The sequence below is a fragment of the Geodermatophilus obscurus genome, assembly GCF_900115395.1.
GTDB classification, from domain to species: Bacteria; Actinomycetota; Actinomycetes; order Mycobacteriales; family Geodermatophilaceae; genus Geodermatophilus; species Geodermatophilus obscurus_B.
This window is the reverse complement of the sequence record NZ_FOWE01000012.1, coordinates 78,093-91,083: the sequence shown is the minus strand read 5'-3', so window position 1 is coordinate 91,083 and position 12,991 is coordinate 78,093. Positions and strand designations below refer to the sequence as shown.

Genomic DNA, 12,991 nt, shown 5'->3' with positions numbered 1-12,991 from the left:
GGTGGGTCGGGCGGCGGGCGGGCCGTCGGCGGTCTCGGTGCCGGGGTGCCCGCCGGGGGTGTCACGGTCGGGCCAGGTCGTGGCCCGCGCGGGCCGAGGTGAGGCTTCCCTGAGACGCCCCGGGGTCGCGGAGCCGGTGCACGGTGCCGCGGCCCCGGGGAGCGCTCAGGCCGCCGGGACGATCAGCCCGGCCGTGGCGGTGCGCGCGGTGGTGAACCGCTGCGTGACGTCGGCCCAGTTGACGACGTTCCACCACGCGCTGATGTAGTCGGTCTTCACGTTGCGGTACTGCAGGTAGAAGGCGTGCTCCCACATGTCGAGCATCAGGAGCGGGACCAGGCCGACGGTGAGGTTGCCCTGGTGGTCGTAGAGCTGGCAGATGAGCAGCTTCTGCCCCACCGAGTCCCACGCGAGGATCGACCAGCCCGAGCCCTGCACCCCGCCGGCGACGGCGGTGAAGTGCGCCTGGAAGCCCTCGAACGAGCCGAACTGGTCGGTGATCGCCGCGGCGAGCTCGCCGTCGGGGCGGTCGCCGCCGTCGGGGCTCATGTTCGGCCAGAACACCGAGTGGTTGACGTGGCCGCCCAGGTTGAACGCCAGGTTCTTCTCGTGCAGGTTCGCCGTCCCGAGCGCGTCGTTCTCCCGCGCCTCGGCGAGCTTCTCCAGCGCGGTGTTCGCGCCGGTCACGTAGGTCTGGTGGTGCTTGTCGTGGTGCAGCTGCATGATCTCGCCGGAGATGTGCGGCTCCAGTGCCCCGTAGTCGTAGGGCAGGTCGGGGAGCACGTACTCGGGCATGGGGTTCCCTCCGTCGGGCCGGTCGGACGCTCCTGGTCCTGCCCCGCCCGGCTGACACGCCGGGGCCGACCCGTGGCCCCCGCGGGCCAGGTCGTCCGCCTCCCGCGCGGAGGCGGCCAGGAGCCGGCGACCCGCCGGGCGCCCACCTGCTGCCGCCGGCCCCGCCTACGGGTCGCGGCCGTCTCGATGGGGCACTCCCGGGGGGTCCGCGACAACGACCACCCGGGAGTCCCCGTGACCGTGCCCACCGACCGACCCCTCGCCCTCGTCACCGGCGCCTCCAGCGGCATCGGCCTGGAGCTGGCCAAGCAGTTCGCCGAGCACGGCTTCGACCTGGTGATCGCCGCGGAGGACGACGAGCTCGACGCCGCCGCCGAGACGCTGCGCGGCATGGGCGCGCACGTCTCACCCGTCCGCGGCGACCTGACGAGGTACGACGACTGCGAGCTGCTGGTGGCCGCCGTCCGCGGTGCCGGCCGCCCGCTGGACGCCGCGGCCATCAACGCCGGGGTGGGGATCGGCGGGCCGTTCGTCGAGACCGACCTCGCCCGGGAGCTGGAGATCGTGGCGCTGAACTGCGGCTCCACCGTGCACGTGGCGAAGGCGGTCGCGCAGGACATGGCCGCCCGCGGCGAGGGCCGCATCCTGTTCACCTCGTCGGTGGCCTCGCAGGCGCCGCAGCCGTTCCAGTCCGTGTACGGCGCCAGCAAGGCGTTCGTGCAGCACCTGGCCCTGGCACTGCGCGAGGAGCTGTCCGACCGCGGGGTGAGCGTGACGGCCCTGCTGCCCGGCCCGACCGACACCGAGTTCTTCGACCGCGGCGACCTCACCGACACCCGGATGGGCGCCACCGACGCCAAGGACGACCCCGCGCAGGTGGCCCGCCAGGGCTACGAGGGGCTGATGGCGGGCGAGGCGTCGGTGTTCGCCGGGTCGCTGGCCAGCAAGGCGATGGGCCGGTTGTCGGCGGTCACGCCGGGCAACGTGGCGGCGAAGCTGAACCGGGCGATGACCGAGCCGGGCTCGGCGGGGTAGGCCGCCGGCGTCGGGCGCGACCGCCGTCGCGCCCGCCGTCAGCACCCGCAGCTGACCGGGCGGGGAGCGGTGAGCGGGTCGACGTCGGGGCGGGTGAGGCCGTCCGCGGCCTCCACCGGCAGGCCCTCGCGGGCCCAGTACTCGAGGCCGCCGATCATCTCCCGCACCCGGAAGCCGAGCAGTGCCAGCGCGAGCGCGGCCCGCGTCGCGCCGTTGCAGCCCGGGCCCCAGCAGTAGGTGACCACCGGGACGGACCGGTCCAGCTCGGCCTCCGCGCGGGCCGCGACCTCCCGGCCGGGCAGGTGCACCGCGCCGGGGACGTGCCCCTGGTCCCACGCCTCCCGGCTGCGGCTGTCGAGGAGCACGAAGCCGGGGTCGCCGGACTCCAGCGCGGCGTGCACGTCGCTGACGTCGGTCTCGACGGCGAGCCGGCGGGCGAAGTGCGCGGCGGCATCGGTGGGGTCGGTGGTCCAGTCCATGCCCGTGATCGTGCGGAGCGGACACCCGCCCCGACGAGACCTCCGACGGTCAGGAACCGCACCGAAAGCGCCTTCGTAGCGCTGATGGTCCTTGACGGACCGGCCTCTGACATCTGAGATATCAGTTATGACCACACCGCTCCTCCCCGTCGGCCGGGTGCTGCTGCGCGACCAGGCGCTCACCCGCATCCGCGCGGCGATCGTCGGTGGCGAGCTCGCCCCGGGCGCCGTGGTCAAGGACGCCGAGCTCGCCGCCCGCCTGGGGCTGTCGGTCGCCCCGGTGCGCGCCGCGCTGGCCCGGCTGGTCGACGAGGGGCTGGTCGAGGCCAAGCCGCAGAGCCACACCCGCGTCACCCCGCTGCGGCCGGGCGCCGTGCGCGACGCCGCCGTCGTGGTCCGGGCGATGCACGAGCTGGCCGCCCGGGAGGCGGCCGGCCGGGTGACCGCCGACGACGTCGCCACGATGCGCGCGGCCAACGCCCGCTTCGCGGCCGCGGTCGACGCCGGCGACCTCGACGCCGCGCTGGCCGCCGACGACGAGCTGCACGCCGTCCTGCTCGCCCGCGCCGGCAACACCGCGCTGACCGCCACGGTCGAGCGGTTCACCCCCGCCATCCGCCGGCTGGAGCGTGCCCGGTTCGCCGCGGCGCACGGCCGGGGGTCGGTCGGCCTGCACGACCGGCTCATCGCCGCCTGCGCGGCGCACGACGTCGACGCCGCCGTCGCCACGACCACCGAGATCTGGACGGCGCTGCTGTCCGAACTGGAGGAGACCCATGACGACGCTGGCTGACTTCCCGCGGCACCCGCTGCTGTTCGGCCCCTCGCCCGTGCACCGCCTCGACCGGCTCACCGAGCGCCTGGGCGGGGCCGCGGTGTGGGCGAAGCGCGAGGACTGCAACTCCGGCATCGCCTACGGCGGCAACAAGACCCGCAAGCTCGAGTACCTGGTGGCCGACGCGCTGGCGCAGGGCTGCGACACGCTCGTCTCGATCGGCGGCGTGCAGAGCAACCACACCCGGCAGGTGGCCGCCGTCGCCGCGCACGTGGGGCTGTCCTGCGTGCTGGTGCAGGAGAGCTGGGTGGACTGGCCCGACGCCGTCTACGACAAGGTCGGCAACATCCTGGTCAGCCGGCTCGCCGGCGCCGACGTGCGGCTGGTGAAGGCCGGATTCGGCATCGGGTTCAAGGAGAGCTGGGAGACCGCGCTCGCCGAGATCGAGGCGCGCGGCGGGAAGCCGTACGCCATCCCGGCCGGCGCCAGCGACCACCCGCTCGGCGGGCACGGCTTCGCCAACTGGGCGCTGGAGGTGGCGCAGCAGGAGACCGAGCTGGGCGTCTTCTTCGACACCGTCGTCGTCTGCTCGGTGACCGGGTCGACGCAGGCCGGGATGGTCGCCGGGTTCGCGCTGCTGGAGGAGCAGGGCGCCCGGCCGCGGCGGGTGCTCGGCGTCGACGCGTCGGCGGAGCCCGCCCAGACCCGCGACCAGGTGCTGCGCATCGCCCAGCGGACGGCGCGGGCGATCGGCGTGCGGCGCGAGCTGACCCTCGACGACGTCGAGCTCGACGAGCGCTTCCACGGCGGGGTGTACGGCATCCCCGACGAGGCGACGATCCGCGCGATGGAGACCGCGGCGCGCACCGAGGGCATGGTCACCGACCCCGTCTACGAGGGGAAGTCGATGGCCGCGACGATCGACCTCGTCGGCCGGCGCGAGATCGACCCGTCGTCGACCGTGCTCTACGCCCACCTCGGCGGCCAGCCCGCGCTGAACGGCTACAGCGCGCTCTTCTCCTGACCCAGCAGCGCCGGGGTCCCGGGGAGCCGGTCGAGGGCGGCGGCGATCCGGCGCTCCTCGAAGGAGAAGTGCGACTCCGCGATGGCGGCGAGCCCGTCGAGCTCCCCGGCCAGGCGGGGCGAGCTGCCCTCCTCGGCCAGCTGCACCGCCAGCTCCTCGACGCGGGCGAGGATGCCGGAGATCCACACGTGGTCCTCGGCCATCTCGTCCAGCACGGGGGCCAGCTCGGGGAACCGCTCCGCGAGCGCGGGGAAGGCGCCGGCGTCCTCGCCGGTGTGGTGGGCGGTGAGCGCGGCGCAGAACGCCAGGCAGTGCGCCGGCAGCGTCCGGCGGGTCTCGGGCGGGGCGCCGGTGGCGGCGGCCGCCTGCAGGGCGCGCAGGTCGGCGCGCAGGGTGTCGTGGACGCGGCGCAGCTCGGCGCCGAGGGGGGAGGGCATGCGGGGTCCTGTCCGGGGTCGAGCGGGGAGGGGCGGGGACAGGACGACGGCGGCGGGCTCCGGGCCCGCCGCGGGCTCACCCGGCGGCCGGGGACCCGTTCCGTGCGCGGCGCGAGGCCGACCCGGCAGTCACGCGGGCGACCGTAGCGGGGTCACAGCGGGACGGCGAGGCCCTCGGGTGGCGGTGCGGCGATCGCGGCCCGGACGTCGTCGCGCCACGGCGCGAGCCCCGAGCCGGCCAGCACCACGTCGCGCACCAGCGCGTGCCAGGCCCCGACCCGCCGCAGCATCCCGTGCCCGCCGGGCAGGGTGAACCGGGCGATCCGCGCGCCGGCGCGCTGGGCGCGGACGGCGAACTCCGCCGACAGCCGCGCGGGCACCCACCGGTCGCCGCGGCCGTGCGCGAGCACGACGCTGCGCCCGCGCAGGTGCCCGACCGGCTCGCCCGGGGGCGTCCACGGCGCCAGCCCGCAGACGGCGGCCACCGACGGGTCGTCGCCGGCGCGCAGCACCGCCCGGCCGCCCATCGAGTGCCCGACCAGGACGACCGGCACGTCGCCGTGCCGCTCGCGCACCTGGTCCAGCGCCCAGCGGACGTCGGCGTGCGCGTCCGCAGCGGCTCCGTTCCAGCCGGCCACGCGGTAGCGGACGAGGTAGGTCTCCACCCCGCGGCCGGCGGCGGCCTGCGAGACGGCCTCCTGGATGGCCCGCATGCGCACCAGCGACAGCGCCCGCTCCCGCGGCGGCTCCACGCTGGCCACGGTGCCGCCGTGGGCGAAGACGGCGACCGCGCGGGTGGGCGCGGTCGCCGGGACGTGGTCGAGGGCCGGGACCCGGGCGGCCGTCGTCACCGTCGCCGTCGGCCGCCGCCCCGCAGCCGGGCGCGGGCGCGGTCGCCGAGGTCACCGGCCTGCAGCAGCGCCCGGCTCACCCGGGTCGGGCCGTTGCGCCGCTGCAGCGCCAGCCCCACCCGGCGCAGCAGCCCGGTGGCCAGCGGGACGACGACGGTCACGATCAGCCAGACGCGCAGGCGCCGGGTCAGGAAGAGCCACATGCCCAGCCCCTTCCCGCTGGGGGCGGTGCCGAACCGGAGTCCGGCCCGCAGCGGGGATCCCGCGCGGCGGTCGTCGGGTTCCGCGCATCAGTCGGGGTCGGGGGCCAGGCGGACGACCATCTTCCCGGTGTTGGCCCCCTTGAGGAGGTCGAGGAAGGCGGGGACGGCGTTCTCGATGCCCTCGTAGACGGTCTCCCGGACGACGAGCTCGCCCGACCGGATCCAGCCCGACACCGTCTCGGCGAACTCCCGCCGCAGGTCGCCGTGGTCGCTGACCAGGAAGCCGGTCACCGCCAGCCGCTTGGCCACCATCAACGCACTGAAGTTCCGCGGCCCGGGCACCGCCTCGGTGGCGTTGTAGGCGCTGATGGCACCGCACAGCGCCGCCCGGCCGTGCACGTGCAGCGCGCCCAGCGCCGCGTCGAGGTGCTCGCCGCCCACGTTGTCGAAGTAGACGTCGATGCCGTCGGGCGCGGCCTGCCCGAGGAGGTCCTTCACGCGGCCGTCGTGGTAGTCGAAGGCGGCGGTGAAGCCGATCTCGCGGAGCCAGGCCACCTTCTCCGGGCTGCCGGCGCTGCCCACGACGGCCGAGGCGCCGCGCAGCCGGGCGAACTGGCCCACCGCGCTGCCCACCGCCCCGGCCGCGCCGGAGACGAAGACGGCGTCGCCCTCGCGGAACGCGGCCACCCGGAACAGCCCGGCCCAGGCGGTCAGCCCCGGCATCCCGAGGATGCCGAGGGAGTAGGTGAGGGGCAGGTCCTCGGTGGCCGGCAGCTGCCGGACCGCGCGGGCGTCGAGGACGGCGACGTCGCGCCAGGCGGCGTCGGTGAGCACGAGCGCGCCCTCGGGGACGTCGGCCGACCGCGACTCGACGACGCGGCCGACGGCGCCGCCCTGCATCACCTCGCCGACCTCCCACGGCGCGGCGTAGGAGGGGCCCAGGCGCATCCGCCCGCGCATGTAGGGGTCCACCGACATGGCGACCATCCGCACCACCACCTGTCCCTCGGCCGGGTCCGGGTGCTCGACCTCCACCAGCGCGAAGTCCTCGGGGGTGGGCTCGCCGGCGGGCCGGGCGGCCAGGTGCCACTCGCGGGCGGTGATGGGCACGGGCTGCTCCCTGCGTCGTGGATCGGGGTCGGCAGCGATCCTGCCGCCGTCGCCCCCGGCCGACCAGGCATAGGAAGCTCTACGCACGTCTCGCGCCGCTTGACGTGCGTAGAGCTTCCTATGCCTCGGAGGTCCGCATGGACGTCGTCCGCACGCCGGAGGAGCGGTTCGCCGCGCTGCCGGGCTTCCCGTACCCGCCGGGGTACGTCACCTTCGACGCCGGCGACGGCACGATGCTGCGCGTCGCGGTGGTCGACGTCGGCCCGGCCGACGGCGAGGTCGTGGTGCTGCTGCACGGCGAGCCGTCCTGGTCGTTCCTGTGGCGGCACGTCATCGCCGAGCTCACCGCCGCGGGGCTGCGCGTGGTCGCCCCCGACCTGGTCGGCTTCGGCCGCTCCGACAAGCCCACCGACCCGGCCGCCTACTCCTACGCGGCGCACGTCGAGTGGATGCGGCAGACGCTGTTCGAGGGCCTCGGCCTGCGCGACGTCACGCTCGTCGCGCAGGACTGGGGCGGGCTCGTCGGCCTGCGCCTCGTGGCCGAGCACCCGGACCGCTTCGCGCGGGTCGTCGTCGCCAACACCGGCCTGCCCACCGGCGACACCCCGATGAGCGAGGCCTTCCTCGCCTGGCAGTCCTTCGCGGCGACGGCGGCCGGCTTCGACGTCGGCCGGATCGTCGCCGGCGGGACGGTGCGTGGCCTGCCGCCCCAGGTGGTCGCCGCCTACGACGCGCCGTTCCCCGACGAGGCGTCCAAGGCTGGTGCCCGCACCTTCCCCGGCCTGGTGCCGACGACGCCCGACGACCCGGCGGCGGCCGCCAACCGGGCCGCGTGGGAGGTGCTCGCCCGCTGGGACAGGCCCTTCCTCACCGCGTTCTCCGACGGCGACCCGATCACCGCCGGCGCCGACCGGGTGTTCCAGCAGGTCGTGCCCGGGGCGCGGGGGATGCCGCACACCACGCTGGCCGGCGGCGGGCACTTCCTGCAGGAGGACGTCGGCCCCGAGCTCGGCCGGGTGGTCGCCGCGTTCGTCGCCGCGACGCCCCGGCGCTGACGATGCCAGTGACGCCGCCCGTGACGCCGGAGGAGGTGCTCGCGCGGCTGCGGCGCGAGCCCGACGTCGAGGCGCCCGACCTGGTCGCCGTCGACGCCACCGACCGGCTGCTGCTCGACACCGCGGAGGACCTCGCCGCTCGTCGGGTGGCCGTCGTCGACGACGCGTACGGCGCGCTGACCCTCGGCGCGGTCGCCGCCGGGGCGCGCGACGTGCGGGTGCACCAGGACCTCCTGGTCGGCGAGCGGGCGCTGGCCGCCAACGCCGCGCGGACCGGCCTGACCGGCACCTACCGCTCCCTGCCGCTGGACGGCGACCTCCTCGACGGCGCGACGCTGGTACTGGCCAAGGCGCCCAAGGGCCTCGACGCGCTGCGCGAGCTGACCGAGCTGGCCGCGGCCGCGGCGGCCCCGGACGTCGTCGTGCTGGTCGGCGGCCGGGTCAAGCACATGACCCTCGGTATGAACGACGTGCTGCGCGCCGGGTTCACCGACGTCGCGGCGACGCTGGCCCGCCAGAAGTCCCGCCTGCTCGTCGCCCGCGGGCCGCGGCCCGGCATCCAGTCGTCCTTCCCCCGCTGCCGGCACGACGACGCCCTGGACCTCGACGTCTGCGCGCACGGCGCCGCCTTCGCCGGCACGCGGGTCGACGACGGCACCCGGCTGCTGCTGCGGGCACTCGACGGCGCCGCCCCGGACGCGCGGACGGCGGTCGACCTCGGCTGCGGCACCGGCGTGCTGGCCGCCGTCCTCTCCCGCCCGCGGCCCGACCTCACCGTCACCGCCACCGACCAGTCGGCCGCCGCGGTCGCCTCGGCGAGGGCGACGCTGGCGCGCGCCGGGCTCGACCGGGTCCGGGTCACCCGCGACGACGCCGCCGCTGACCTCCCGGACGCGAGCGTCGACCTCGTCGTCTGCAACCCGCCGTTCCACCTGGGCGCCGCGGTGGTCACCGGCGCGGCCGACCGGCTCTTCGCCGCCGCGGCGCGGGTGCTGCGCCCGGGCGGGGAGCTGTGGGCGGTCTGGAACAACCGGCTGCCCCACAAGGCGGCGCTGCGCCGGCTGGTCGGCCCCACCCGGGTCGCGGCGAGCGACCGCCGGTTCACCGTGAGCGTCTCCACGCGCCGCTGAGGGGGACCGGCGCGCAGGGGTCTGTCCCGGGGGGTGCGGTCGGGCCACGGTGCCGGCATGACGACCCCCTCCCGCCGCCCGAGGCGCTGTCCGAGCGCCTCGTGGCCTCCGTGACCGCCACCCTCGAGGTGGCCGCGGTCGAGCTCGGCCGCCGGCTCGGCTGGTACCGGGCGCTGGACGGCGCCCCCGCCACCGCCGGGCAGCTCGCCGAGCGCACGGGCACCGACGAGCGGTACGCGCGCGAGTGGCTCGAGCAGCAGGCGGTCGCCGGCATCCTCACCGTCGACGACCCCGCCGCCGGGCCCGCGCAGCGCTGCTACGGCCTGCCGCCGGGGTACCGCGCCGTGCTCGTCGACGAGCTCGACCTGCTCTACACCATCCCTCTCGCCTGGGCCGCCATGGCCTTCGTCCGCAACGTCCCGCGGCTGGCGGAGGTCTACCGCGAGGGCTCGGGGCCCGGCTGGGCGGAGATGGGTCCCGACGCCCGGGAGGCGCAGGCGGCGGCCAACCGGCCCTTCTTCGCCGGGCCGCTGGGCAGCGAGGTGCTCCCCGCGCTGCCGGACGTCGACGCCGCCCTGCGGGCCGGTGGGCGCGTCGCCGACGTCGGCTGCGGCCTCGGGTGGTCCTCCATCGGCATGGCGACCGCCTACCCCGCCGCCCGGGTGGACGGCTTCGACGTCGACGCGCCCTCCATCGAGCGGGCCCGCACCGCGGCGGCCGGGGCCGGTGTGGCCGACCGGGTCACCTTCACCGTGGTCGACGCCGGGGGGCTCGGGGACCGCGCCGGCGGGTACGACCTGGTGACGGCGCTCGAGTGCGTCCACGACCTGCCCGACCCGGTCGGCGTGCTGTCGGCCGCGCGCCGGCTCGCCGCGCCGGGCGGCACGGTCCTGGTGGCCGACGAGAAGGTGGCGGAGACGTTCACCGCGCCCGGCGGCGACGTCGACCGGCTCATGTACGGCTACAGCCTCACCTGCTGCCTCCCCGACGGGCTCTCCTCGCGGCCGTCGGCGGGCACCGGCACGGTCATGCGGCCGGACACCCTGGCCGGCTACGCCCGCGACGCCGGTTTCGCGGGCGTCGACGTCCTCCCGGTCGAGCACGACTTCTTCCGCTTCTACCGGCTCCGGCCGGGGTGAGTCCGGCGGCCCGGCGGCGCCCCGATCGAACCGGGGTCGTCCGCGCCCTCCGCCGGAGGCCACCACGCGTGCGGTCGGCGAGGCGCGCACCGCCGTCGAGGAGGTCGCCCGGACGACGACGGCGCTGGCCGGCGCGGTGGCGCGCTTCCGCTACTGAGGAGGGCCCACCCGCCCACCGCCGCTCGCGGCGGGGACCCCGCAGAGCCCCTGCCGGCACGTCGCGGAGGCGGCTCACAGGTCCAGCGCGAGCACGGGCTCGTCGTCGGTCACCTCGCCCGTGGGCACGAAGCCGAGCGAGCGGTAGAAGGGCGCCGGGCTCCCCTCGCCGTCCACGACGCTGACCCGCAGCACCGGCACGCCCTGCGCCCGCACGTGGTCGGCCACCAGGGCCACCACCCGGCGGCCGATGCCGCGACCCTGCGCGGACGCGTCGACCATGAGCCGCCACAGCATGTGGCCGAGCTCCTCGGGGGAGTCCCAGAGCATCACGAAGCCGACGAGGCGCCCGTCGGCACGCACCGCCCGGCACCAGGCCTGGGGATGGACGTAGGCCTCGGCGATCGAGACGGCGTTGGGGGCGACGAGGTGCTCCTGGCCCGGCGCGACGCGCAGGTCGCACACCGCCCGCACGTTGTCGGGCGTCAACGGCTCCAGCTCGACGGCGGCCACGGCTAGTGCGCCGGGCGGTCGCTGCGGGTGCGCACCGGCGGCAGCGACGACCACGGGAAGTCGATCCACGCGTCGGTGCGCCGCCACACGTAGTCGCACTGCACCAGCGACCGGGACTTCTCGTAGACGACCGCCGTGCGCACGTCGGAGACGTACCCCGCGCAGAAGTCGCGCACCAGCTCCAGCGTCTTCCCGGTGTCGGCGACGTCGTCGGCGATCAGCACGTCGGCACCGGTGAGGTCGACGGCGTCGAGCGTCGGCGGCAGCACCACCGGCAGGTCCAGCCGCTCGTCGACGCCCGTGTAGAACTCGACGTTCATCACGAACAGGTTCTTGACGTCGAGCGCGTAGCCGAGCGCCCCGCCGAGAAACAGCCCGCCGCGGGCGATGGACAGGATCAGGTCGGGCTCGAAGCCGTCGTCGGCGACCTGCCGGGCCAGCTCGCGGGCCGCGGTACCGAACAGCTCGTAGGTCAGGACCTCGCGCTCGTCGGACACCCTCCGCATGGTGCCAGCAGGCCGCGCCGGCCCTCGATCCGGTCGACATGGCGAGCGGCGGGAGGCGGTCACCGACCGTTCTCGGATCTCCGCTCAACGCCGTCCCCCTCCATGGCGAAGACCACCCGTGGGACCGGCCCGGTGGACACGAGGAGCAGGGATGACGAGGCGGTTGCGGCGACTCCGGGTGAGCACCCGGCTGCTGGTGCTGGTGGTGGCGGCCGTCGTGGGCATGACCACGGTGGCGGTCATCGGGGCGCTGCAGGTGCGCGACACGATCGAGCAGGAGCAGCGGGCCCAGGCGCGGACGGCGGTGGAGACCGCCCTGGGCATCGTCGCCGCCTACGGCGCCCGGGAGGCGGCGGGGGAGCTGACCCGCGAGCAGGCGCAGACCGCGGCGATGGACGCCGTGCGGGAGCTGCGCTACTCCGGTGAGGAGTACTTCTGGATCAACGACACGTCGCCGGCCATGGTCATGCACCCGGTCAAGCCCGAGCTGGACGGCACCGACCTCACCGCCAACGTCGACCCGACCGGCAAGGCGCTGTTCGTCGAGATGGTGGAGGTCGTGCAGCGGGACGGCAGCGGCTTCGTCGACTACCTGTGGCCCCGGCCCGGCGAGGAGGAGCCCCAGCCCAAGATCTCCTACGTCGCCGGCTACGACGAGTGGGACTGGGTGGTCGGCTCGGGCCTGTACGTCGAGGACCTCGACGGTGCCGTCCGCGACCAGCTGACCACCATGGCGCTGTGGTCGGCGCCGGTGCTGCTGGCCATCGTCGGGCTCTCGCTGCTCGTCTCGCGCAGCATCACCCGCCCCCTGCGGGAGATGACCGACCTGCTGGGGGCCACCGGCCTGGGCCACCGCCTGGCCACCCGCGGTACCGACGACGAGTTCGACCGGCTCGGCGCGGCCGTCAACGCCACCCTCGACCGGGTCGCCGACGTCGTCGGCGAGGTCGGGGCGGCCTCGGAGGCGATCGAGCGCTCCGCGCGGGGCCTGTCGTCGGCCAGCGAGACGATCGCCGGCACGGCCGAGCGCTCGACCGGGCAGGCACGCAGCGCCACCGCCGCGGCGACCGAGGTCAGCACCGGTATCGAGGCCGTGGCGGCCGGTGCCGAGCAGATGGGGACCTCCATCCGCGAGATCGCCGCCAACGCCACGGAGGCCGCCCGGATCGCCGGGACCGCGGTCGCCGCCGCGGAGAGCGCCAACGCGACCGTGGCGAAGCTCGGCGACTCCTCGCAGGAGATCGCCACCGTGGTCAAGACCATCACCAGCATCGCCGAGCAGACGAACCTGCTGGCGCTCAACGCCACCATCGAGGCCGCCCGGGCCGGGGAGGCGGGCAAGGGCTTCGCCGTCGTCGCCAACGAGGTCAAGGAGCTCGCGCAGGAGACCGCGCGGGCCACCGAGGACATCGCCCGCCGGGTGGAGGCCATCCAGGGCGACACCCGGGGTGCGGTACAGGCCATCGGCGGCATCGCCACGGTCATCGCGGAGATCAACGGGCTCCAGACGACGATCGCCGCGGCGGTGGAGGAGCAGACCGCCACGACCACCGCGATGAGCCGGTCGATCGGCGACGCCGCGCGCAGCGGCCGGGCCATCGCGGCCTCGGTCGGCGACGTCGCGTCGGCGGCGCGCGAGACCGACGCCGGTGTCGGTGCGGTGCGGGCCGCGGCCGCGGACCTCGTCACCACCTCCCGGGAGCTGCAGGAGGCCGTCGCGTCGTTCACCTCCCGCTGACGTCCGCCCACCCCTGACCCGCCGGGTCCGTCGCGCGGGCGACGG

The 12,991-nt window shown here is 76.0% G+C and carries 15 protein-coding genes; 7 read left to right on the top strand and 8 right to left on the bottom strand.

Translation table 11 applies throughout. The features are described 5' to 3' along the window. Positions 1-165: 165 nt before the first annotated feature. On the bottom strand, positions 166-795 hold the full coding sequence (locus BM165_RS21640) for a superoxide dismutase (protein WP_075015614.1): 630 nt from the start codon (positions 793-795) through the stop codon (positions 166-168). A 234-nt stretch (positions 796-1,029) separates the two neighbouring features. On the opposite strand from BM165_RS21640, the gene BM165_RS21635 reads away from it, so the two are divergent. After that, a complete protein-coding gene (locus tag BM165_RS21635; RefSeq protein ID WP_075015613.1) occupies positions 1,030-1,830 on the top strand; it encodes an SDR family NAD(P)-dependent oxidoreductase in 801 nt (266 codons plus the stop codon). Between the two features lie 38 nt (positions 1,831-1,868). Here the strand turns inward: BM165_RS21635 and BM165_RS21630 are convergent, their stop codons facing one another. Next, positions 1,869-2,309, bottom strand: a complete 441-nt coding sequence (locus BM165_RS21630; RefSeq protein ID WP_075015612.1) for a rhodanese-like domain-containing protein — start codon at positions 2,307-2,309, stop codon at positions 1,869-1,871. 127 nt (positions 2,310-2,436) lie between these two features. On the opposite strand from BM165_RS21630, the gene BM165_RS21625 reads away from it, so the two are divergent. Both BM165_RS21625 and BM165_RS21620 read left to right on the top strand, forming a co-directional pair. After that, a complete protein-coding gene (locus tag BM165_RS21625; RefSeq protein WP_075015611.1) occupies positions 2,437-3,102 on the top strand; it encodes a GntR family transcriptional regulator in 666 nt (221 codons plus the stop codon). Continuing rightward, entirely contained in the window at positions 3,086-4,108 is a 1,023-nt protein-coding gene (locus BM165_RS21620; protein WP_075015610.1) for a 1-aminocyclopropane-1-carboxylate deaminase, read from the top strand. The genes BM165_RS21625 and BM165_RS21620 overlap by 17 nt, the downstream gene beginning before the upstream one ends. Here the strand turns inward: BM165_RS21620 and BM165_RS21615 are convergent. The 4 genes from BM165_RS21615 to BM165_RS21600 all read right to left on the bottom strand — a co-directional run bounded on the left by BM165_RS21615 (position 4,087) and on the right by BM165_RS21600 (position 6,709). Then, positions 4,087-4,545, bottom strand: coding sequence for a hemerythrin domain-containing protein (locus tag BM165_RS21615; protein WP_075015609.1), 459 nt, complete (start codon positions 4,543-4,545; stop codon positions 4,087-4,089). The genes BM165_RS21620 and BM165_RS21615 overlap by 22 nt on opposite strands. 152 nt (positions 4,546-4,697) lie before the next feature. Further along, complete coding sequence (locus BM165_RS21610) at positions 4,698-5,396, bottom strand: alpha/beta fold hydrolase (RefSeq protein WP_075015608.1); 699 nt, start codon at positions 5,394-5,396, stop codon at positions 4,698-4,700. Beyond that, positions 5,393-5,599: a hypothetical protein gene (locus BM165_RS21605; RefSeq protein ID WP_075015607.1), complete on the bottom strand. Its 207-nt coding sequence runs from the start codon at positions 5,597-5,599 to the stop codon at positions 5,393-5,395. Before BM165_RS21605 ends, BM165_RS21610 begins: the two co-directional genes overlap by 4 nt. 87 nt (positions 5,600-5,686) lie before the next feature. Continuing rightward, complete coding sequence (locus tag BM165_RS21600; RefSeq protein ID WP_075015606.1) at positions 5,687-6,709, bottom strand: NADP-dependent oxidoreductase; 1,023 nt, start codon at positions 6,707-6,709, stop codon at positions 5,687-5,689. Positions 6,710-6,846: 137 nt separating this feature from the next. On the opposite strand from BM165_RS21600, the gene BM165_RS21595 reads away from it, so the two are divergent. The 3 genes from BM165_RS21595 to BM165_RS21585 all read left to right on the top strand — a co-directional run bounded on the left by BM165_RS21595 (position 6,847) and on the right by BM165_RS21585 (position 10,033). Further along, the gene (locus tag BM165_RS21595; protein WP_075015605.1) at positions 6,847-7,764 is read left to right on the top strand and encodes a haloalkane dehalogenase; all 918 of its coding nucleotides are present in this window, start codon (positions 6,847-6,849) and stop codon (positions 7,762-7,764) included. 8 nt (positions 7,765-7,772) lie between these two features. Beyond that, the gene (locus BM165_RS21590; RefSeq protein ID WP_244274388.1) at positions 7,773-8,894 is read left to right on the top strand and encodes a class I SAM-dependent methyltransferase; all 1,122 of its coding nucleotides are present in this window, start codon (positions 7,773-7,775) and stop codon (positions 8,892-8,894) included. 110 nt (positions 8,895-9,004) lie between these two features. Continuing rightward, a complete protein-coding gene (locus BM165_RS21585) occupies positions 9,005-10,033 on the top strand; it encodes a class I SAM-dependent methyltransferase (RefSeq protein ID WP_244274387.1) in 1,029 nt (342 codons plus the stop codon). Between the two features lie 231 nt (positions 10,034-10,264). On the opposite strand, the gene BM165_RS21580 is transcribed toward BM165_RS21585, so the two are convergent. Both BM165_RS21580 and BM165_RS21575 read right to left on the bottom strand, forming a co-directional pair. Next, positions 10,265-10,702 carry a GNAT family N-acetyltransferase gene (locus BM165_RS21580; protein ID WP_075015603.1) on the bottom strand — a complete coding sequence of 146 codons (438 nt, stop codon included), beginning with the start codon at positions 10,700-10,702 and terminating at the stop codon, positions 10,265-10,267. A 2-nt stretch (positions 10,703-10,704) separates the two neighbouring features. Continuing rightward, positions 10,705-11,199 carry a phosphoribosyltransferase gene (locus BM165_RS21575; protein WP_075015602.1) on the bottom strand — a complete coding sequence of 165 codons (495 nt, stop codon included), beginning with the start codon at positions 11,197-11,199 and terminating at the stop codon, positions 10,705-10,707. 160 nt (positions 11,200-11,359) lie between these two features. Between BM165_RS21575 and BM165_RS21570 the strand changes: the two genes are divergently transcribed. After that, positions 11,360-12,946: a methyl-accepting chemotaxis protein gene (locus tag BM165_RS21570; protein ID WP_075015601.1), complete on the top strand. Its 1,587-nt coding sequence runs from the start codon at positions 11,360-11,362 to the stop codon at positions 12,944-12,946. Positions 12,947-12,991 lie beyond the last annotated feature (45 nt).

Excerpts from the sequence above, each read along its gene's own strand:
- BM165_RS21605 (WP_075015607.1), bottom strand. The coding sequence starts at position 5,599 with ATGTGGCTCTTCCTGACCCGGCGCCTGCGCGTCTGGCTGATCGTGACC.
- BM165_RS21630 (WP_075015612.1), bottom strand. The coding sequence starts at position 2,309 with ATGGACTGGACCACCGACCCCACCGATGCCGCCGCGCACTTCGCCCGC.
- BM165_RS21615 (WP_075015609.1), bottom strand. The coding sequence starts at position 4,545 with ATGCCCTCCCCCCTCGGCGCCGAGCTGCGCCGCGTCCACGACACCCTG.
- BM165_RS21570 (WP_075015601.1), top strand. The coding sequence starts at position 11,360 with ATGACGAGGCGGTTGCGGCGACTCCGGGTGAGCACCCGGCTGCTGGTG.
- BM165_RS21625 (WP_075015611.1), top strand. The coding sequence starts at position 2,437 with ATGACCACACCGCTCCTCCCCGTCGGCCGGGTGCTGCTGCGCGACCAG.
- BM165_RS21595 (WP_075015605.1), top strand. The coding sequence starts at position 6,847 with ATGGACGTCGTCCGCACGCCGGAGGAGCGGTTCGCCGCGCTGCCGGGC.
- BM165_RS21640 (WP_075015614.1), bottom strand. The coding sequence starts at position 795 with ATGCCCGAGTACGTGCTCCCCGACCTGCCCTACGACTACGGGGCACTG.
- BM165_RS21620 (WP_075015610.1), top strand. The coding sequence starts at position 3,086 with ATGACGACGCTGGCTGACTTCCCGCGGCACCCGCTGCTGTTCGGCCCC.